Source organism: Herbiconiux moechotypicola (genome assembly GCF_024979255.1).
Lineage (GTDB): Bacteria > Actinomycetota > Actinomycetes > Actinomycetales > Microbacteriaceae > Herbiconiux > Herbiconiux moechotypicola.
This window is the reverse complement of sequence record NZ_JANLCN010000009.1, coordinates 174,390-193,244: the sequence shown is the minus strand read 5'-3', so window position 1 is coordinate 193,244 and position 18,855 is coordinate 174,390. Positions and strand designations below refer to the sequence as shown.

The 18,855-nt window shown below is 69.7% G+C and carries 18 protein-coding genes; 3 read left to right on the top strand and 15 right to left on the bottom strand.

What is annotated here, in order from left to right:
• Positions 1-140 precede the first annotated feature (140 nt).
• The 13 genes from tyrS to N1031_RS14980 form a co-directional block, all read right to left on the bottom strand.
• Positions 141-1,451 (bottom strand): tyrosine--tRNA ligase, encoded by a 1,311-nt coding sequence (gene tyrS / locus N1031_RS15040; RefSeq protein WP_259480523.1) that lies wholly within the window; start codon positions 1,449-1,451, stop codon positions 141-143.
• Between the two features lie 54 nt (positions 1,452-1,505).
• Positions 1,506-2,264 carry a fumarylacetoacetate hydrolase family protein gene (locus N1031_RS15035; RefSeq protein WP_259480522.1) on the bottom strand — a complete coding sequence of 253 codons (759 nt, stop codon included), beginning with the start codon at positions 2,262-2,264 and terminating at the stop codon, positions 1,506-1,508.
• 14 nt (positions 2,265-2,278) lie between these two features.
• The gene (locus N1031_RS15030) at positions 2,279-3,391 is read right to left on the bottom strand and encodes a branched-chain amino acid aminotransferase (RefSeq protein ID WP_259480521.1); all 1,113 of its coding nucleotides are present in this window, start codon (positions 3,389-3,391) and stop codon (positions 2,279-2,281) included.
• A 12-nt stretch (positions 3,392-3,403) separates the two neighbouring features.
• Entirely contained in the window at positions 3,404-4,486 is a 1,083-nt protein-coding gene (locus N1031_RS15025) for a 3-isopropylmalate dehydrogenase (protein WP_259480520.1), read from the bottom strand.
• Positions 4,487-4,532: 46 nt separating this feature from the next.
• Positions 4,533-6,122 (bottom strand): phosphoglycerate dehydrogenase, encoded by a 1,590-nt coding sequence (gene serA, locus N1031_RS15020; RefSeq protein ID WP_259480519.1) that lies wholly within the window; start codon positions 6,120-6,122, stop codon positions 4,533-4,535.
• Between the two features lie 77 nt (positions 6,123-6,199).
• Positions 6,200-6,565, bottom strand: coding sequence for a hypothetical protein (locus N1031_RS15015; protein ID WP_259480518.1), 366 nt, complete (start codon positions 6,563-6,565; stop codon positions 6,200-6,202).
• A 1-nt stretch (position 6,566) separates the two neighbouring features.
• The gene (locus N1031_RS15010; protein ID WP_259480517.1) at positions 6,567-7,070 is read right to left on the bottom strand and encodes a DNA polymerase III subunit gamma/tau; all 504 of its coding nucleotides are present in this window, start codon (positions 7,068-7,070) and stop codon (positions 6,567-6,569) included.
• A gap of 97 nt (positions 7,071-7,167) precedes the next feature.
• A complete protein-coding gene (ilvC, locus tag N1031_RS15005; RefSeq protein ID WP_259480516.1) occupies positions 7,168-8,193 on the bottom strand; it encodes a ketol-acid reductoisomerase in 1,026 nt (341 codons plus the stop codon).
• Positions 8,194-8,221: 28 nt separating this feature from the next.
• Positions 8,222-8,731, bottom strand: a complete 510-nt coding sequence (gene ilvN, locus N1031_RS15000) for an acetolactate synthase small subunit (RefSeq protein WP_259480515.1) — start codon at positions 8,729-8,731, stop codon at positions 8,222-8,224.
• A 4-nt stretch (positions 8,732-8,735) separates the two neighbouring features.
• Complete coding sequence (locus N1031_RS14995; RefSeq protein ID WP_259480514.1) at positions 8,736-10,535, bottom strand: acetolactate synthase large subunit; 1,800 nt, start codon at positions 10,533-10,535, stop codon at positions 8,736-8,738.
• 43 nt (positions 10,536-10,578) lie between these two features.
• A complete protein-coding gene (ilvD, locus tag N1031_RS14990) occupies positions 10,579-12,273 on the bottom strand; it encodes a dihydroxy-acid dehydratase (RefSeq protein WP_259480513.1) in 1,695 nt (564 codons plus the stop codon).
• Between the two features lie 41 nt (positions 12,274-12,314).
• Positions 12,315-13,097, bottom strand: coding sequence for a trehalose-phosphatase (gene otsB, locus N1031_RS14985; RefSeq protein ID WP_259480512.1), 783 nt, complete (start codon positions 13,095-13,097; stop codon positions 12,315-12,317).
• Positions 13,094-14,629, bottom strand: coding sequence for an alpha,alpha-trehalose-phosphate synthase (UDP-forming) (locus tag N1031_RS14980; protein ID WP_259480511.1), 1,536 nt, complete (start codon positions 14,627-14,629; stop codon positions 13,094-13,096). The genes otsB and N1031_RS14980 overlap by 4 nt, the downstream gene beginning before the upstream one ends.
• 127 nt (positions 14,630-14,756) lie before the next feature.
• Between N1031_RS14980 and N1031_RS14975 the strand changes: the two genes are divergently transcribed.
• Positions 14,757-14,951: a hypothetical protein gene (locus tag N1031_RS14975; RefSeq protein WP_259480510.1), complete on the top strand. Its 195-nt coding sequence runs from the start codon at positions 14,757-14,759 to the stop codon at positions 14,949-14,951.
• Positions 14,951-15,307, top strand: a complete 357-nt coding sequence (locus tag N1031_RS14970; protein WP_259480509.1) for a hypothetical protein — start codon at positions 14,951-14,953, stop codon at positions 15,305-15,307. Before N1031_RS14975 ends, N1031_RS14970 begins: the two co-directional genes overlap by 1 nt.
• Here N1031_RS14970 and N1031_RS14965 read toward each other — a convergent pair.
• Positions 15,276-16,451, bottom strand: coding sequence for a mechanosensitive ion channel family protein (locus N1031_RS14965; protein WP_259480507.1), 1,176 nt, complete (start codon positions 16,449-16,451; stop codon positions 15,276-15,278). The genes N1031_RS14970 and N1031_RS14965 overlap by 32 nt on opposite strands.
• Positions 16,452-16,648: 197 nt before the next feature.
• Between N1031_RS14965 and N1031_RS14960 the strand changes: the two genes are divergently transcribed.
• Positions 16,649-17,227 (top strand): hypothetical protein, encoded by a 579-nt coding sequence (locus tag N1031_RS14960; RefSeq protein ID WP_259480505.1) that lies wholly within the window; start codon positions 16,649-16,651, stop codon positions 17,225-17,227.
• A 32-nt stretch (positions 17,228-17,259) separates the two neighbouring features.
• Here the strand turns inward: N1031_RS14960 and N1031_RS14955 are convergent, their stop codons facing one another.
• Positions 17,260-18,636 (bottom strand): glucose-6-phosphate dehydrogenase, encoded by a 1,377-nt coding sequence (locus N1031_RS14955; protein ID WP_259480504.1) that lies wholly within the window; start codon positions 18,634-18,636, stop codon positions 17,260-17,262.
• Between the last annotated feature and the right edge of the window lie 219 nt (positions 18,637-18,855).

Sequence of the window (18,855 nt, the reverse complement as noted above, 5' to 3'; positions counted from 1 at the left end):
TGTGTGGCCACCGACGTGAGGCCGGGAAGCTCTTCCGCTTTCCCGCACCTGTGGGGTGACGAGGGACTACATTACGCAGGGGTGGTGGGGCGTGCAAGTCGCTGTGCAGCCCGGGCGTGTCGCGCCCCACTCCCCCGAGATCACGCGCCCGACCGCAGGCCGGCGAGCGTCTTCTTACCCCGCCGCAGCACCGCGAATCCACCCTCCAGGAGCGAGTCGCCGATCACCGCAGTGTCGTCGTCGACCTTCGCGTTGTTGAGGTAGACCCCGCCCTGCGCCACGGCGCGACGGGCCTCGCCCAGACTGCTCACGAGCCCCGCCCCCACCAGAGCCTCGACCACCAGGGTCTCCCCCGTCACCTCGAAGCCCGGCAACTCCGCCACCGCGGACCCCAGGGTCTCGGCGTCGAGTACGGACAGGTCGCCTTGCCCGAACAGCGCGGCCGACGCGGCGATCGCCGCATCCGTCGCCGCCCCGCCGTGCACGAGCGCCGTCACCTCGTAGGCGAGGGTGCGCTGCGCCTCGCGCCGGAACGGCTCCGACGCCACCGCCCCCTCCAGCCGCTCGATCTCGGCCCGGTCGAGGAAGGTGAAGATCTTGAGCCGCGCGATCACGTCGGCGTCGTCGGTGTTGAGCCAGAACTGGTAGAACGCGTAGGGGCTCGTGAGCGCAGGGTCGAGCCACACCGCGTTGCCCTCGCTCTTGCCGAACTTCGTGCCGTCGGAGTTGGTGATGAGCGGGGTGCCGATGGCATGCACGCTCACCCCCTCCGCACGGTGCACCAGGTCGGTGCCGCTGGTGAGGTTGCCCCACTGGTCGCTGCCGCCCGTCTGCAGCACGCATCCGTAGCTGCGGTGCAGCTCGAGGAAGTCCATGCCCTGCAGGATCTGGTAGCTGAACTCGGTGTAGCTGATGCCCGCATCCGAGTTCAAGCGCGCCGACACCGCGTCTTTCTTGAGCATGGTGCCCACGCGGAAGTACTTGCCGATGTCACGCAGGAAGTCGATGGCCGACAGGGGCGCCGTCCAGTCGAGGTTGTTCACCATGCGCGCGGCGCTGTCGCCCTCGAAGCTCAGGAAGCGCTCGATCTGCCCACTGAGGTAGCCGACCCACTCGGCGACGGTCTCCTTGGTGTTGAGGGTGCGCTCGGCCGTCGGGCGCGGATCGCCGATCAACCCCGTCGATCCGCCCACCAGCCCCAGCGGCCGATGGCCGGCCAGCTGCAGGCGGCGCATGACGAGGATCTGCACGAGATTGCCGAGATGCAGGCTCGGCGCCGTGGGGTCGAACCCGCAGTAGAACGTGATCGGCGGCCCGGCGAGCAGCGTCTTCAGTGCCTCGGCGTCGGTGGAGACGTGCACCAGCCCGCGATACTGCAGCTCGTCCCAGACGTCGTCGAACGACGGGTCGTTCTGCAGCAGACGGGGTACGGATGCGGTGGTCTCTGACACGAGACAGAAGCCTACGCGGTCGCGGCCCGGGAGACGGTGCTCAGGTGACGCGGCTCAGGAGACCGGGTTCGACAGCACGCCGATGCCCGAGACCTCGATCTCGACCGTGTCGCCCGACTCCATGAAGCCGATGCCCGCGGGCGTGCCGGTGAGGATGACGTCGCCCGGCAGCAGCGTGAAGACCGCGGAGGCGTAGGCGATGATCTCGGGCACGGAGTGGATCATGTCGGTGAGGGGCGCGCTCTGCACGAGCGAGCCGTTGAGCCGGGTCTCCAGCGCCGCGGCCGTGAGGTCGAACTCGGTCTCGATGACCGGGCCGAGCGGGCAGAAGGTGTCGAAGCCCTTCGCCCTCGCCCACTGACCGTCGGAGGCCTGAAGATCGCGAGCCGTCACGTCGTTCGCGATCGTGTACCCGAAGATCACCCGGTCGGCGTCGGCCGCAGGCACGTTCTTGGCCACGCTGCCGATCACCACGGCGAGCTCGCCCTCGTAGTCGACGCGGTTCGACTGCGGCGGGCGCACGATGAGGTCACCTGGCCCGATCACCGAGGTGTTGGGCTTGAGGAACAGCAGCGGCTCGGCCGGCGCCTCGCCGCCCATCTCGGCGGCGTGGTCGCGATAGTTCTTTCCCACCGCCACCACCTTCGACCGCGGGATGGAGGGTGCCAGCAGCGTGGCCTCGGCCAGCGGCACCCTCTCCCCCGTCGTGTCGTAGCCGGCGAACATCGGGTCGCCGTTCAGCACCACGAGGTCGCCCTCGTCGAGGATGCCGAAGTTGATGGCGCCGTGGTGACTGAACCGTGCGATCTTCATGCGGGAGGGGCCTCTCAGGCGTCGAGTCGGGTGAGCCAGCCGTGACGGTCGGGAATGCGGCCGTACTGGATGTCGGTGAGCTCCTGACGCAGCGACATGGTGAGCTCACCCGCAGGGGCCGACGGGTCGCCGATCACCTCTCCGGGCGACTTCAGCGCCGAGATGGGGGTGATGACCGCCGCGGTGCCGCAGGCGAACACCTCGGTGATGGCTCCGGATGCGACGCCCTCGCGCCACTCCGCGATGGTGACGTCGCGCTCCTCCACCGTGAGCCCGCGGTCTTTCGCGAGCTGGATGATGCTGTCGCGCGTGATGCCCTCGAGGATCGACCCGGACAGGCGCGGGGTCACGATCGTGCCGCCCTCGTGCACGAAGAACACGTTCATGCCGCCGAGCTCGTCGACGTGCTCCCCGGTCTCGCCGTCAAGGAAGAGTACCTGCGCGCATCCGTTCTCGTAGGCCTCCTGCTGCGGCAGCAGCGACGCGGCGTAGTTGCCGCCGCACTTGGCCGCGCCCGTGCCACCCCGGCCCGCACGCGAGTACTCGGTGGAGAGCCAGATCGACACGGGGGCCACGCCACCGGTGAAGTAGGCGCCGGCGGGGCTCGCGATGACGTAGTAGGCCACCCGCTGCGAGGGGCGCACCCCGAGGAACGACTCGTTGGCGATCATGAACGGGCGGATGTAGAGGCTGGTCTCGGGAGCGGAGGGCACCCACTGCCCGTCCACGGCCACGAGCTGGCGGAGCGACTCGACGAAGTCGTCGACGGCCAGTTCGGGCAGCGCGAGCCGGCGCGCCGAGCGCTGCAGGCGCTCCGCGTTCTTCTCGGGGCGGAAGGTCCAGATGGAGCCGTCGGCGTGACGGTAGGCCTTCAGGCCCTCGAAGATCTCCTGCGCATAGTGCAGCACGGCGGCCGAGGGGTCCAGCTGCAGCGGCCCGTAGGGGATGACCTTCGCGTCGTGCCAGCCCTCGGAGATCGTCCAGTCGATCTCGACCATGTGGTCGGTGAAGTGCTTGCCGAATCCGGGGTCGGAGAGGATGACCTCGCGCTCCGCCTCGTCACGCGCCGCTTGCGAGGGCGTGAGCTCGAACCGGAGGGGGAAGGTCGTGGTCGAGGCGATGGTCATTATCGGTCTTTCTTAGTGCGTCGTGGTGAGTTCGGGAGCGGCGGCCGCGGTGAGGGCCGACACGATCGCGTCGCCGATCTGGGAGGTGGTGCGGGATGCCCCGCCCCGACCCGCGATGTCGGCGACGACGGCCTCGCGGATCGCGCCCGCCTCATCCGGGAGCCCGATGTGCTCGAGGAGGAGTGCGGCCGAGAGGATGGCCGCCGTGGGGTCGGCCTTCCCGAGGCCTGCGATGTCGGGAGCGGAGCCGTGCACCGGTTCGAACATCGAGGGATACGTGCCGTCGGGGTTGATGTTGCCCGAGGCCGCCAAGCCGATCCCGCCGCTGATTGCGCCGGCCAGGTCGGTGAGGATGTCGCCGAAGAGGTTGTCCGTGACGATGACATCGAATCTAGCAGGATCGGTGACCAAGAAGATGGTCGCGGCGTCGACATGCAGGTAATCGACGGCCACTTCTGGGAAGGTGGCACCCACCTCGTCGACGATGCGCTTCCACAACCCGCCCGCGAAGGTGAGCACGTTGGTCTTGTGCACCAGGGTGAGTTTCTTGCGGCGGGCCTGGGCCCGGGCGAAGGCGTCGCGCACGACGCGCTCGACGCCGTAGGCGGTGTTGACCGAGACCTCGTTCGCGACCTCGTGCGGGGTGCCCTGGCGGATGGCGCCGCCGTTGCCCACGTAGGGGCCCTCGGTGCCCTCGCGTACGACCACGAAGTCGACCTCGCCGTGCGAGGCCAGGGGCGAGGGCACGCCGGGGTAGATGACCGTCGGCCGGAGGTTGACGTAGTGGTCGAGCGAGAACCGCAGCTTCAGTAGCAGGCCGCGCTCGATGTTGGCGTTCGCCAGGCGCGGGTCGCCGGGCACGCCACCGACGGCGCCGAGCAGGATGACGTCGTGCGCCGCGATGGCCGCGAGGTCGTCGTCGGTGAGCACGTCGCCCGTCTCGAGGTAACGGGCGGCGCCCAGCGAGAAATGCGTCTTCTCGAACTCGACGCCCGAACCGGCGGTCGCCGCGTCGAGCACCTTCACCGCCTCGGCCACCACCTCCGGACCGATTCCGTCACCGGGGATGAGTGCGAGCTTGACAGTGCGTGGCATGACGCCAGTCTAGTTAGTCGCCGGGGCCCTGCTCCGTGGTGCCGGGCTACTCGGTGATGTCGATCTCGGTCATCACGTCGGCGTCGATCGCCGCGCGCAGGGTCTCGAGCAGACCGTCGGGCACCGGGGAGTCGACCGTGAGCACGCTGAGCGCCTTGCCGCCGGCCTCGTGCCGGGCGATCTGCATGCCCGCGATGTTGACCTGCGCCTCGCCGAACTCCTTGCCGTAGATCGCGACGATCCCCGGCCGGTCAGTGTAGAGCATCACGATGAGGTGCTGCGCGAACGGCACCTCCACGTCGTAGCCGTTGATCTCGACGATCTTCTCGATCTGCTTGGTGCCGACGAGCGTGCCCGAGACCGAGATCTGCGAGCCGTCGCTGAGCGCGCCCTGCAGCGAGATGATGTTGCGGTACTCCTCCGACACGGGGTCGGTGATGAGCCGCACCGTCACGCCGCGCTGCTCCGCGAGCAGCGGCGCGTTGACGTAGGACACCGACTCGCTCACGACGTTGGTGAACACGCCCTTGAGCGCCGCGAGCTTCAGCACGCTCACGTCGTAGTCGGCGAGCTCGCCGCGCACCACGACGTCGATCGACGTGACGGGACTGCCCGCGAGACCCGAGAACACCTGGCCGAGCTTCTCGATGAGCGGGATGCCGGGCCGTACGTAGGGGTCGATGACCCCGCCGGCCACGTTGACCGCATCCGGGACCAGCTCGCCCGAGAGGGCCAGGCGCACCGACTTCGCCACCGACACGCCCGCCTTCTCCTGCGCCTCGTCGGTCGACGCCCCGAGGTGCGGGGTGACCACGACGTTGGGCAGGGCCAGCAGCGGCGACTCCTTCGGCGGCTCGCTGACGAACACGTCGAGACCGGCGCCGGCGATCACGCCGCCGGTGAGGGCGCGGTAGAGGGCGTCCTCGTCGATGAGGCCACCGCGCGCCACGTTGACGACGAAGGCGCTCGGCTTCATGAGCGCGAGCTGCGCGTCGGAGATCATGCCCGTGGTCTCGGGGGTCTTCGGCATGTGGATGGTGATGAAGTCGCTCTGCATGAGCAGCTCGTCGAGCGTGACCAGGGTGACGCCGAGCTGCTGCGCGCGGGCGCTCGTGACGTAGGGGTCGTAGGCGATGACGCTCACACCGAACGCCTGCAGGCGGGCGGTGATGAGCGCGCCGATGCGGCCGAGGCCGATGATGCCGACCGTCTTCTCGTAGAGCTCGACGCCGGTGTAGGCCGAGCGCTTCCACAGCCCCTCGGCGAGGGCGGCGTGCGCGGCCGGGATGTGACGGGCCAGCGACAGGATGTGCCCCACGGTGAGCTCGGCGGCCGAGATGATGTTCGAGGTCGGAGCGTTGACCACCATGACGCCGGCCGCGGTGGCCGCCGGGATGTCGACGTTGTCGAGACCGACTCCCGCGCGGGCGACGACCTGCAGCTTCGGTGCGGCGGCGATCGCCTCGGCGTCGACCTTGGTGGCCGAGCGGACGAGCACCGCATTCGCCTCGGCGAGCGCGGCCAGCAGCGCCGGACGGTCGGTGCCGTCGACGGAGCGCACATCGAAGTCGGGCCCGAGGGCGTCGACGGTGGCGGGGGACAGTTCTTCGGCGATCAGCACGACCGGCTTCGACACAGCTCGGATCCTTTGGTTCTGCGAGGTGGGAACCCCTCAACTGTAATGCAGCCCGGAGCACCGGGCAGACGGTGGCGTCAGCCCGCGAGTGCCACCAGGTCGAGCGAGATGACGGCGACCACCGTGAACCCGACGGCGAACACCAGGATGCGCGCCAGGTTCGACAGGGTGCGCCCCACCAGGAGAGCTGCGACGTAGACGACCAGCGGCGCCACCGCGTAGCCGATCACCAGCGCCCAGATCTCGGCGGAGAGTTCGACTCCGAGCCCGGCGAACGCCGCGACGACCCCGACCAGGTTCGCGATGCCTCCCCACAGGTGGTACGAGTAGAAGAAGGCGGCGACGACGGCGATCGCCCAGCCCGAGCGGCCGAAGGTGCGGAAACCGCGCTTGGCCGGCGCGGGCGCCGACGCGGCGGATGCGGATGCGGATGCTGTGGTCATCTCACGCTCCCATCAGGAAGGGCCAGGGCACGAGCACGAGCATGCCGATGACGAGCCAGAGGAAGCGGTAGCGGATGTCGGCGCGCTGACCGACGAGCAGGGTCACGACGAACCACAGCGGCGGGGCCGCGACCGCGAGCGCCAGGGCGACGCGGTGGCTCAGCACCGTGAAGTCGACGTCGATCGGCTGCTCGTAGCGGCCGAAGCTGATGATCCAGCCGATCGTGAAGAGCAGGTACACGCCGCCGAGGATGCCGAAGCCGATGAGGGCGAAGGAGCTCATCTGCGCGCCCGCTGCCTCCGCGGCGGCGAGCTCGCGCTCGGCGGCGAGGTCTTCGGCCTCCTCCGCCTCGTCGAGCACCGTCTTGCGGGCCGGCGCCGTGGCCGGCGCGGGTGATGCGGATGCGGACGTCTCGCGCTCCGGCACGCCCACCGGCGTCAGCGTGGGGTCGTCGTCTCCGGCCCAGCCGAGCGCCTCGTCGTCGTCATCCCGCGGATCGCTCATGACCTCACCCTACCCCGCGCCGAGAAGGCACGAACGGCCCTCTCCGACGTGCGGAGAGGGCCGTTCGTGACCGATCGATCAGTCGTGAGCGCGGGGGTCAGCGCGCAGCGCTGCCATCGGTGTAATCCGCGTCCTGCTGCTTCCAGGCGAAGAGGGCGCGCAGCTCCTTGCCGGTGGCCTCGATCGGGTGCGAGGCACCCTTCTCGCGCAGCGCGAGGAACTCGGGGGCACCCGCATCCTGGTCGTCGATGAAGCGCTTGGCGAACGCACCCGACTGGATGTCGGCGAGCACGGCGGCCATGTTCTCCTTGACGTGGGGGTCGATCACGCGGGGGCCCGACACGTAGTCGCCGTACTCGGCGGTGTCGGAGACCGACCAGCGCTGCTTGGCGATGCCGCCCTCCCACATGAGGTCGACGATGAGCTTCAGTTCGTGCAGCACCTCGAAGTAGGCGATCTGCGGCTGGTAGCCGGCCTCGGTGAGGGTCTCGAAGCCGTACTGCACGAGCTGCGAGACGCCACCGCAGAGCACGGCCTGCTCGCCGAACAGGTCGGTCTCGGTCTCCTCGGTGAAGGTGGTCTTGATGCCGCCGGCGCGGAGGCCGCCGATGCCCTTAGCGTAGCTCCAGGCGAGGTCCCAGGCCGAGCCGGTCGCATCCTTCTCGACCGCCACGATGACGGGCACGCCACGGCCGGCCTCGTACTCGCGACGCACGGTGTGGCCGGGGCCCTTGGGGGCGACCATGATGACGTCGACGCCCTCGGGAGCCTCGATGTAGCCGAAGCGGATGTTGAAGCCGTGGCCGAACAGCAGAGCCTTGCCCTCGGTGAGGTTGGGCTTGATGTCGTCGGCGTAGATGCCGCGCTGGTGCTGGTCGGGGGCGAGGATGACGATGACGTCGGCCCACGAGGTGGCCTCGGCGACCGAGAGCACGGTGAAGCCCGCCTCCTCGGCCTTCGCGATCGACTTCGAGCCCGCCTTCAGCGCGACGACGACCTCGACGCCGGAGTCGCGGAGGTTGAGCGCGTGGGCGTGGCCCTGCGAGCCGTAGCCGATGACGGCCACTTTCTTCGACTGGATCAGCGACAGGTCTGCATTGTCGTCGTAGAAGATCTCGGTCACGGTGGTTCTCTCCTTGTTGTTGTGAGGTCTAGCTCTTGAAGACGCGTTCGGTGATGCTCTTGCCGCCCCGGCCGATCGCGAGAAGGCCCGACTGGGCGATCTCCTTGATGCCGTAGGGCTCCAGCACCCGCAGGAACGCCTGGGTCTTGCCCGAGTCGCCGGTGACCTCGATCACCAGGGCATCCGTCGACACGTCGACGACGCGGGCGCGGAACAGGTTGACGGCCTCGAGCACCTGCGAGCGGGTGGTGTTGTCGACCCGCACCTTGATGAGCAGGTGCTCGCGCTGGATGGACTGCGCGGGGTCGAGCTCGACGATCTTGATCACGTTGATCAGCTTGTTGAGCTGCTTCGTGACCTGCTCGAGCGGCAGCTCGTCGACGTCGACCACCACGGTGATGCGCGAGAGGCCGTCGATCTCCGAGGCACCGACCGCGAGCGACTCGATGTTGAAGCCGCGGCGGGCGAACAGCCCGGCGACGCGGGTCAGCAGACCGGGCTTGTCCTCGACGAGGAGGCTCAGGACATGGGTGCTCATGGGTCTACTCCTCGTCCCACTCGGGCGCGTGCTCGCGGGCGTACTGCACGTCGCTGTTGGAGGCGCCCTGGGGCACCATCGGCCACACCATCGCATCGGCCGACACGATGAAGTCGATCACGACGGGCCGGTCGTTGGTCTCGAGCGCCAGCTTGATGGCCGCATCGACGTCTTCGGCCTTGGTGACCCGGATGCCCAGGGCCCCGTACGCATCCGCCATCTTCACGAAGTCGGGCACCATGCGGGTCTCGTGGCCCGTGTGCAGATCGGTGAAGGAGTGGCGGCCGTCGTAGAACAGCGTCTGCCACTGGCGCACCATGCCGAGCGAGGAGTTGTTGATGATCGCGACCTTGATGGGGATGTCGTTGATCGTGCAGGTGGCGAGTTCCTGATTGGTCATCTGGAAGCATCCGTCGCCGTCGATCGCCCACACCACGCGGTCGGGCTCGGCGACCTTGGCACCCATGGCCGCGGGAACGGCGTAGCCCATGGTGCCGGCGCCGCCGGAGTTGAGCCAGGCGTGCGGGCGCTCGTACTTGATGAACTGCGCCGCCCACATCTGGTGCTGGCCCACACCCGCCGCGTAGACGCCCTCGGGGCCGGTGAGCTCGCCGATGCGGGAGATGACGTACTGCGGCGCCATCAGGCCGTCGGAGGGCTCGGTGTAGCCGAGCGGGAACTTCTTCTGCAGACCGTTGAGGTAGGCCCACCACTCGTCGAGCTCGAGGGGCTTGCCCTCCACGTCGGCGTAGGCCTTGATGAGGTCGGCGATCACGTCTTTCGCGTCGCCGACGATCGGCACGTCGGCGATGCGGATCTTCGAGATCTCGGCGGGGTCGATGTCGACGTGCACGACCTTCGCGTTCGGGGCGAACTCGCTCGCCTTGCCGGTGACGCGGTCGTCGAACCGCGCACCGAGCGAGATGAGCAGGTCGGACTCCTGGAGGGCGAGAACCGCGGGGACCGTGCCGTGCATGCCCGGCATGCCGAGGTTCTGCGGGTGCGAGTCGGGGAAGGCGCCGCGCGCCATCAGGGTGGTGACCACCGGCACGCCGGTCGCCTCCGCGAGCATGGCGAGCTCGTCGGTCGCACCGGCGCGGATGACCCCGCCGCCCACGTAGAAGACGGGCTTCTTCGACTCGGCGAGCAGCTGGGCCGCGGCCTGGATCTGCTTGCCGTGCGCCTTCGTGACGGGCCGGTAGCCGGGCAGGTCGATCTTGGGCGGCCAGATGAACGGTGCGCTGTTCTGCTGGGCGTCTTTCGTGATGTCGACGAGCACCGGGCCGGGACGGCCCGAGGTGGCGATCTGGTAGGCCGCCGCGATGGTGGCCGCCACGTCGGCCGCGTCTTTGACGAGGAAGGAGTGCTTGGTGATGGGCATCGTGATGCCCACGATGTCGGCCTCCTGGAACGCATCCGTTCCCATGAGGTGCGAGAACACCTGGCCGGTGATGGCCAGCAGCGGCACCGAGTCCATGTACGCGTCGGCGATGGCCGTGACGAGGTTGGTGGCACCGGGACCGGAGGTGGCGATGGCCACACCGACCTCGCCGCTCGCGGCCGCGTAACCCTCGGCCGCGTGACCGGCACCCTGCTCGTGGCGCACGAGGATGTGGCGGATCTCCTGCTGCGACATGAGCTCGTCGTAGAACGGGATGATCGCGCCGCCGGGCAAGCCGAAGACGTCTTTGACGCCGAGCAGTTCGAGGGCGCGGAGGACGGCGCCGGAGCCGGTGAGGATCTCGGGCGCGGCCGCGGCGGGCGGCGCTTTCTTGGTGGGCACAGGGAAGGCGTCCGTGGACATGTTCTTTCCTAGGATTCGAGCGCGGGTGAAAGGGAGCGGCGCACTAGCCGGTGATCGCGCCTTCCGCAGCGGAATGCACGAGCTTGGAGTACTTCGCGAGGACGCCGCGGGTATAGCGGGGAGGAAGAGGTGCCCAGCCTTCTCGGCGGGCTTCCAGCTCAGCGGGATCGACAAGTAGGTCGAGCGAGCGAGCGGCGATATCGACCCGAATCAGATCACCATCGCGCACGAAGGCGATCGGACCTGCGTCGACCGCTTCGGGTGCTATGTGGCCGATGCACAGGCCGGTTGTGCCGCCTGAGAATCTGCCGTCGGTCAAGAGTAGTACATCTTTGCCGAGGCCTGCACCCTTGATGGCCGCCGTGATGGCGAGCATCTCGCGCATGCCGGGGCCGCCCTTGGGGCCCTCGTAGCGGATGACCACGACGTCGCCGGCGCTGATGCGGCCCTCGGTGAGTGCATCCATGGCGGCGCGCTCGCGCTCGAACACCCGCGCGGGGCCCTCGAACACGTCGGCGTCGAAGCCGGCCGACTTCACGACCGCACCCTCGGGAGCCATCGACCCGGTGAGGATGGTGAGGCCACCCGACTTGTGGATGGGGTTGGAGATGGGGCGCAGCACCTCGCCGTCGAGCGGCGCGATGCTCATCTCGGCGAGGTTCTCCTCGACCGTCTTGCCGGTGACGGTCATGGCGTCGCCGTGCAGCAGGCCCTCGTCGAGGAGAGCCTTCATCACGGCGGGCACGCCGCCGTGACGGTCGACGTCGTTCATGACGAAGCGGCCGAAGGGCTTGAGGTCGCCGATGTGCGGCACCTTGTCGCCGATCTTGTTGAAGTCGGCGAGCGTGAGCTCGACCTCGGCCTCGTTGGCGATGGCCAGGAGGTGCAGCACGAGGTTGGTGGAGCCGCCGAAGGCCATGCCCACGGCGATCGCGTTCTCGAGCGACTTCTTGGTGATGATGTCGCGGGCGGTGAGGCCGAGGCGCAGCATGTTGACCACGGCCTCGCCCGAGCGGTGCGCGAAGTAGTCGCGACGGCGGTCGGCCGCGGCGGGGCTGGCCGAGCCGGGCAGGCTCATGCCCATCGCCTCGGCGGCGCTGGCCATGGTGTTGGCGGTGTACATGCCACCGCAGGAGCCCTCGCCGGGGGCGAAGGCGCACTCGATGCGGTGGGCGTCCTCCATCGACATGCGGCCGGCGCGCACGGCACCGACGGCTTCGAAGGAGTCGATGATGGTGATGTCCTTCTCAGTGCCGTCGGAGAGCTTGACCCAGCCGGGAGCGATGGAACCCGCGTAGAGGAAGACGCTCGCCAGGTCGAGCCGGGCGGCGGCCATGAGCATGCCGGGCAGCGACTTGTCGCAGCCCGCAAGCAGCACCGAGCCGTCGAGGCGCTCGGCCATCATGACGGTCTCGACCGAGTCGGCGATGACCTCGCGCGACACGAGTGAGAAGTGCATGCCCTCGTGGCCCATCGAGATGCCGTCGGAGACGGAGATGGTGCCGAACTGGAGCGGGTAGCCGCCACCGGCGTGCACACCCTCCTTCGAGGCACGCGCGAGGCGCTCGAGCGAGAGGTTGCAGGGGGTGATCTCGTTCCACGACGAGGCGATGCCGATCTGCGGCTTCTCCCAGTCGCCGTCGCCCATGCCGACGCCGCGGAGCATTCCGCGCGAGGTGAGGGCTTCGATCCCGTCGGTGACCGTGCGGCTCCGCGGCTTCATGTCTATTTCGGGCATGTTACGAGTCTAGATCCGCCGGAGGGGTGCTCCGGTACGGATCAGGTACGATGCCGGGCCGCGGCCAGCGCCTCGAGGGCTGCGGCCATCTCGGCGGGGCCCGCGACACGGTGTGCGGCGCGGGTGGCCCCCGCGCCCACCTTGATGCCGAGGTCGACGGGGCGCAGGGCCGCGAAGCCGTCCTCGTCGGTGACGTCGTCTCCCGCGAAGAGCACGGCGTCGGCCCCCGTGCGCTCGCGCAGCGCCCTCACGGCGTCGCCCTTCGTGGTCGACCGCACCGAGAACTCCAGCACGTTCTTGCCGCTGCGCACCGTGAGGCGGTTCTCCTCGGGAGCGGCGGAGGAGCGGGCGGCCACCTGGGCGTGCTCGGCCTCGGCCGGGGCGACGAGGCGGGTGTGCAGCGCGAAACCCGCGGGCTTGGTCTCCACCCAGGCGCCGTCGAAGCGGGCCGCGACCGACTCGAGCGCGTCGTGGAGCCGCGCGAGCCGCATCCGCTCGTCGTCGTCGAGCGTGAGCTCGACCGTCCCGTCGTGCCGCACCTCGACCCCGTGCGAGCCGACGAGCAGCGCGGCCTCCGGCAGCCGGGTGACGTGCTCGAGACTCGCCAGGGCACGGCCCGAGATCATGGCCACCGGAGTCTCGGGTGCGTCGAGGAGCCGGAGAAGGGCCTCGTGCGCCTCGGGCACGGCCCGCGCGTCGTCGGGACGGTCGACCTCGGGTGCCAGCGTGCCGTCGAAGTCGAGCGCCACCAGAACCCGCGGTGCGGTGGCGAGCGCGGCGAGGTCGGCGAGCAGCTCGTCGCCGAGAACCACGGATGCGCTCATGCGCCTTCTCCGGCGGGGTCGGGCTGGTCGGCCTTGGGCAGCGGCAGCGACTCCGCTGGGGTGGCGAGCGCCTCGAGGAACGACGACGACCAGCGTGCCACGTCGTACTCCTGCACCCGCTTGCGGAGGGCGCGCATCCGTCTCGCCCGCTCGGCCTTGGGCATGCGCGTCGCCTGCATGATGGCCTCCTTGAGGCCCTCGATGTCGTGCGGGTTCACCCTCAGCGCCGTGCGCAGCTCGTCGGAAGCACCCGCGAACTCACTGAGCACGAGAACGCCGTCGTTGTCGAAGCGCGAGGCCACGTACTCCTTCGCCACGAGGTTCATGCCGTCGCGAAGGGCCGTGACCAGCATGACGTCGGCAGCGAGGTAGAGCGCCACCATCTCCTCGCGGGGGTAGCCGTGGTGCAGGTAGCTGATGGCCGTGTGGCTGATGGTGGAGTAGTCGCCGTTGATGCGGCCGACCTGCAGCTCGATCTCGTCGCGGAGCATCTGATAGGTGCGCACCCGCTCCCGGCTGGGGCTCGCCACCTGCACCAGCGTGACGTCTTCGACGTCGAGTTCACCGTCGGCGACGAGCTCGCCGAAGGCCTTCAGCCGGTGGCCGATGCCCTTGGTGTAGTCGAGGCGGTCGACGCCGAGCATGACGATGGCGGGGTCGCCGAGCCCCTCGCGGATCTCCCGCGCCCTGGCTTGGATGTCGGGTCGGCGCGCGAGCTCCTCGTAGCGCTCGGCGTCGATCGAGATGGGGAAGGCCTTCGCGACCACGGTGCGCACGAGCTTGCCGTCACGCACCCTGGCGATGCGGTGCGTGGCCCCCTCGACGACGCCCGCGGCGGGCTCCTCGACGGGTACGTCGATGACGGCACCCTTGCTCTGATAGCCCGTCAGCCGGCGCACCGCCCGGGTGAAGTTGCCGGCATCCGCGGTGCGCTGGAAACCGATGACGTCGGCACCGAGCAGGCCCTCGATGATCTGCGCGCGCCACGGCAGCTGCGAGTAGATGCCGTATGCCGGAAAGGGAATGTGGTTGAAGAACCCGATGACGAGGTCGGGCCGCTTCTCGCGGAGCATCTTCGGCACCAGCTGCAGCTGGTAGTCCTGCACCCACACCGTGCCGCCCTCGGCCGTCACCTCGGCCGCGCGGTCGGCGAAGCGCTGGTTGACGGTCACGTAGCTCTCCCACCACTCGCGGTGGTAGGCCGGCGGCGCGATGACGTCGTGGTAGAGCGGCCAGAGCGTGTCGTTCGAGAAACCCTCGTAGTAGCGCTCCACCTCGTCGTGCGAGAGTGCGACCGGGATGAGCTCGATGCCGTCGTGCTCGAACGGGTCGACGTGGTCGTCGGCCTGCCCCGTCCATCCGATCCAGGCGCCGTCGGCCTGCTGCATGACCGGCTCGAGCGCAGTGACGAGCCCACCCGGCGAGGTGCGGAACGACGGCTCCCCGTCGGGCCCCACGACGCGGTCGACCGGAAGGCGGTTCGACACGACGACGAAGGAGAAGGCGGCGGATGGGCTGTCTGAAGAAGGCATGTGTCCGTTCGCGGAGCCGGTCACCCGCGGATCGATCGGTCTCGATCGGGGCCGGATCTCCGTGGGCCAGTCTACCAGGGGCCCGCTCGCGGTAGCGTGGTGCCAACGACCTGAGAGGGCAGCGGCCATGCGCAAGTACATCCTCAACACCAGCATCATCAGCTCGGTCATCGGAGCGTTCTCGGTGATCCAGACCACCCGCAAGGGCCCGCGTGACTGGCGCCTCGTGCTGATGTGGGTGAGCTGGGGCATCACGGTCGCGCTCGCCATCGGCAGCGTGATGGAGCAGGACGAAGACGCCCGCGAGCTCGAGGAGTCCTGATGTTCCACACCGGCGGCGGACCGCTCTCCGTGATCGTCGGCGTGCTGGGCAGCGTGTTCTCGCTGCTGGCCGCCGCGCTGGCGTTCGCCGTGGTGGTGGGCGTGCTCATCCTGCTCGTGCGCTTCCTGTGGTTCGGCACGCGGGCGGCGCAGCTCTATCTCGAGCAGAACGGCGACTCGGCGCGGTTCAGCTGGCCGGTGCGGCCCGTGGGGACGCCGCCCGCGGCGGGTACGGACGCCGGGCCGGCGTCGGAGGGGGCGCCACCGGCCGCCCCGCCCACCGTGGCCGCCCCGCCGGAGGAGACCGCTCCCCCGCGCTCCCCGCTCAAGCCGAAGTCTGCTCCTCAGGAGGAATAGCCGCCGTGCGAATGGGCCCCGTGAACATGCTCGCCCGGCCCTCCGCATCCGTGCCGCCGTGGAACAGCCCGGAATCGTCGGCGTGGTCGCCCGCGCTCGAGATGTCGCGCTCCTGCTCGACCAGGCTCACCCGGGCGCGCGGGATCGACTGCGGGCTGGTGCGGTAGAGCCACGCGATCATCTCCTCGCGGATGAAGCAGCGCAGGTCGAACAGGGTGGGTGCGTCGACCGCCGTGACCAGGATGCGCACCCGCACGTAGCCGCCCACCGCATCCGTCACCTGCAGCACCGACACCCTGTGGTCCCACAGCTCGGTGCGCGTGAGGATGCGCTCGAGCTCCTCGCGCATCTGCGCCGGGGTGACCCTCCAGTCGAGGTCGAACTCCACCGAGCCGAGCAGCTCGGAGTTGCGCCTGGTCCAGTTCTGGAACGGCTGCGAGGTGAAGTAGGTGCTCGGCAGCACCATCCGCCGATCGTCCCAGATGTGCACCACCACGTAGGTGAGCGTGATCTCCTCGATGCGCCCCCACTCGTTCTCGACGATCACCACGTCGTCGACGCGGATGGCGTCGCTGAAGGCGATCTGCATGCCCGCGAACACGTTCGAGAGCGTGGACTGCGCGGCCAGGCCGGCGACGATCGACACCAGGCCGGCCGAGGCCAGCACGCTCGTGCCGACCGCCTGGGCACCGGGGAAGGTGAGCAGGATGGCTCCGAAGGCGATGACGACGATGACCGCCATGCCGAGGCGGCGCAGGATGAGCACCTGGGTGCGCATCCGTCTGGCCACCCGGTTGTCTGGCCGGTCGATGCTGTAGCGGGCGAGCGCGACGTCTTCGAGGAAGAGCGCCAGCGTGCACGCGAGCCACGCGCCGACGGCGATGCTCACGATGAGGAACGACTGATTGACTGCTGCGAGCCACTCGGTGGCGGGCAGGGTCGCCGCCACCGCAGCCCAGAGGAGCACGACGGCCAGGAAGAGACGGAACGGGATGCGCGAACGCGCGATGAGGCGCTGCGGCCAGTGCCGGCGTCTCGCGGTGAGACGGAGCGCGAGGGCCACGACGGCCGTGACCGCCAGGGCGAGCACGAGGGCGAGGGCCGCGGCGATCGCGAGGGCGATCCAGGTTCGTTCGGCGGGCATGAGGTCCTTTCTCGGCTGAGGACGGACCGGAGGCGCGACGGCCACGCGGGCCGAGGCGCACCCCGGCATGCGAAATCCCACCCTAATCAGCCTTTCGGGCCGACACGCCCGGCGTGTCGTTCGCCCGGAGGAAACACTCAGGACGCACACTGTTCATCACAGCGTGCGGGCGCGGTGCGGCGAGAGGACGTGGTGGCATGATCGGGTGGCGACGGCGGGCCAAGGCGGCGCGCGAGAACACGGTGACCCCCGAGCGGCTGTACGAGCTGGTGAGCCAGACCCTCATGGAGAACTTCGGGCCCCTCGGGTCGTTCGCCATCACGCGGCGGAGCTCCTCCGACACCGACGACATCTTCCACACCTCGCTGGCACGCTCGGTGGCGCACGACATCGTGGCGAACCTGGCCGAGCACGGTGTGGTGCTGACGACCGCGGGCGGCGCCGTGGCGTCGCCGGGCCGCGCGGCGGCTGCGCCGGCAGCGCCGTCGACGGCCCCGGCAGCGGCTGCGGCGGCGGCGGCGGCCCACCGGATGCCCGGGCGTCCTCAGCGCGCGGCCGGCGTGTTCCCGTTCACCGCTCCCCTGGCCCCGGTGGAGGCCGTGGTGGTGCCGAGGGAGCTGGCACGCGCCGTCTCGGGCGCGGTCGCCGAGCGTCCTGCCGTCGCGCCGGAACCGCTCGACGACGACGCCCTGCGTTCGCTCGTGGCCCACCACGCCGAGGTGGAGGCGGCCGTCGCCGCCAAGGGCGAGCGCGCTCTGCCCCCCATCGCCATCTGACGCGACCGGACCCCTCCGGCGCGGCCGGTCTCTCAGCCGATCGGCGTCCAGCTCTCGGGGCCCGAGCTGCCCGCGGGGTAATCGTCGAGCGGCACCCGGTCGGCCCGCCAGGCCTCGATCACAGGGGCGAGGATGCGCCAGCCCTCGACGGCGGAGTCGCCCCGCACGCTGAGCGAGGGGTCGCCGTCGAGGATGCCCGCGAGCACCTCGCGGTAGGCCAGGAGCTGGCCGTCGCCGAAGGTGGCGTCGAGGCTCGCCCGCTCGAGCTCGTAGGGGTCGCCCGGGCCGTTGATGTCGATCTCGAGCGACATGGCGTCGGGTGCGACGAACAGCCTGAGCACGGTCGGGCTGCTCACCCCGATCAGGCCGGTCGGGATGTGCCGGGCCGGCTTGAAGGTGATGACGATCTCGCGCCGCCGCTCGCCCAGCGCCTTGCCCGAGCGGAGCGTGATGGGCACGCCCGACCAGCGCCAGGTGGCGATCTCGAGGGTGACCTCGGCGAGCGTCTCGGTCTCGCGCGCCGGGTCGACCCCCTTCTCGTCGACGTACGACGGCAGCTGGCGACCGTCGATCGTGCCCGCCGTGTAGCGGGCGCGCCGACTCGAGGCGAGCGGGTCACCGCCGCGGATGTTCGTGGCCCGGAGCACGATCTCCTTGGCGTCTCGGAGGTCGTCGGCCCCGAGAGTCGACGGTGGCTCCATGGCGAGCACGGCCATCACCTGGAGGAGGTGGCTCTGGATCATGTCGACCAGCGCGCCCGCCTTGTCGTAGTAGCCGGCGCGGCCCTCGAGCCCGAGCTGCTCGTCGTAGACGATGTCGATGGAGGCGATGTGGTCGGAGTTCCAGACCGGCTCGAAGATGCGGTTGGCGAAGCGGAGGCCGAGGATGTTGAACACCGTCGACCGCCCGAGGAAGTGGTCGACGCGGTGAACCTGGTTCTCGGGCACGAGCTTCGCGAGCTCGGCGTTGAGCTTCTCGGCGCTCGGCACGTCCATGCCGAAGGGCTTCTCGAGGGCGAGGATGAGATCGGAGGGGAAGTCGACGGTCTGCAGCGTCGTGACCACCGCGGCCGCGACCGCGGGCGGGAGCGCGAAGTAGATGGCGGGAGTGCCCGTGGCCATGCCGAGCAGCTTCTCGAGCTGGTCGTGGTCGGTGACGTCGGCCTCGACGTACCGGGTGGAGGCGAGCACGGCCTCGACGGCCGGACCCTCGGCGTCGCAGTCGCCGAACGAGGTACGCACGACCTCGCGCCACTGCTCGTCGGTCCAGCTCACGCCGCCCGCACCGATGAGCTGGAGTCGTCGCTCCGGCTGCGCGGTGAGGAGCTGCCCGAGGCCCGGGAGCAGGAGTCGGGCGGTGAGGTCGCCGCTGGCGCCGAAGATGAGGAGGGTGTCGACTCGTTGGGTCATGTCTCTCACAGTATCGGCACCGGGGCGGCCGCGACGGAGGAAGGGGCCGAGACGAGCAGAAGGGGTGAGGGCGGCCACCCGAAGGTCGCCCCCACCCCTGAGACCTCCGCACGGGAGACACCGCCCGGAACTGACGAGTGGACCGGGCACTGGCGATGCTCCCGCTGATGCGAGGGTCTGGCGCGTTGCCGGAGTCAGTCTCCCGCGCATCCCACTCGT

Coding starts and splice junctions, on each gene's coding strand:
- N1031_RS14955 (WP_259480504.1), bottom strand. CDS start 18,636: ATGACCCAACGAGTCGACACCCTCCTCATCTTCGGCGCCAGCGGCGAC.
- N1031_RS14965 (WP_259480507.1), bottom strand. CDS start 16,451: ATGCCCGCCGAACGAACCTGGATCGCCCTCGCGATCGCCGCGGCCCTC.
- ilvN (WP_259480515.1), bottom strand. CDS start 8,731: ATGAGCACCCATGTCCTGAGCCTCCTCGTCGAGGACAAGCCCGGTCTG.
- N1031_RS14995 (WP_259480514.1), bottom strand. CDS start 10,535: ATGTCCACGGACGCCTTCCCTGTGCCCACCAAGAAAGCGCCGCCCGCC.
- N1031_RS14975 (WP_259480510.1), top strand. CDS start 14,757: ATGCGCAAGTACATCCTCAACACCAGCATCATCAGCTCGGTCATCGGA.
- N1031_RS15010 (WP_259480517.1), bottom strand. CDS start 7,070: ATGAGCGATCCGCGGGATGACGACGACGAGGCGCTCGGCTGGGCCGGA.
- N1031_RS15035 (WP_259480522.1), bottom strand. CDS start 2,264: ATGAAGATCGCACGGTTCAGTCACCACGGCGCCATCAACTTCGGCATC.
- ilvD (WP_259480513.1), bottom strand. CDS start 12,273: ATGCCCGAAATAGACATGAAGCCGCGGAGCCGCACGGTCACCGACGGG.
- N1031_RS15015 (WP_259480518.1), bottom strand. CDS start 6,565: ATGACCACAGCATCCGCATCCGCATCCGCCGCGTCGGCGCCCGCGCCG.
- N1031_RS15025 (WP_259480520.1), bottom strand. CDS start 4,486: ATGCCACGCACTGTCAAGCTCGCACTCATCCCCGGTGACGGAATCGGT.
- otsB (WP_259480512.1), bottom strand. CDS start 13,097: ATGAGCGCATCCGTGGTTCTCGGCGACGAGCTGCTCGCCGACCTCGCC.
- N1031_RS15030 (WP_259480521.1), bottom strand. CDS start 3,391: ATGACCATCGCCTCGACCACGACCTTCCCCCTCCGGTTCGAGCTCACG.
- N1031_RS14980 (WP_259480511.1), bottom strand. CDS start 14,629: ATGCCTTCTTCAGACAGCCCATCCGCCGCCTTCTCCTTCGTCGTCGTG.
- N1031_RS14970 (WP_259480509.1), top strand. CDS start 14,951: ATGTTCCACACCGGCGGCGGACCGCTCTCCGTGATCGTCGGCGTGCTG.
- N1031_RS14960 (WP_259480505.1), top strand. CDS start 16,649: ATGATCGGGTGGCGACGGCGGGCCAAGGCGGCGCGCGAGAACACGGTG.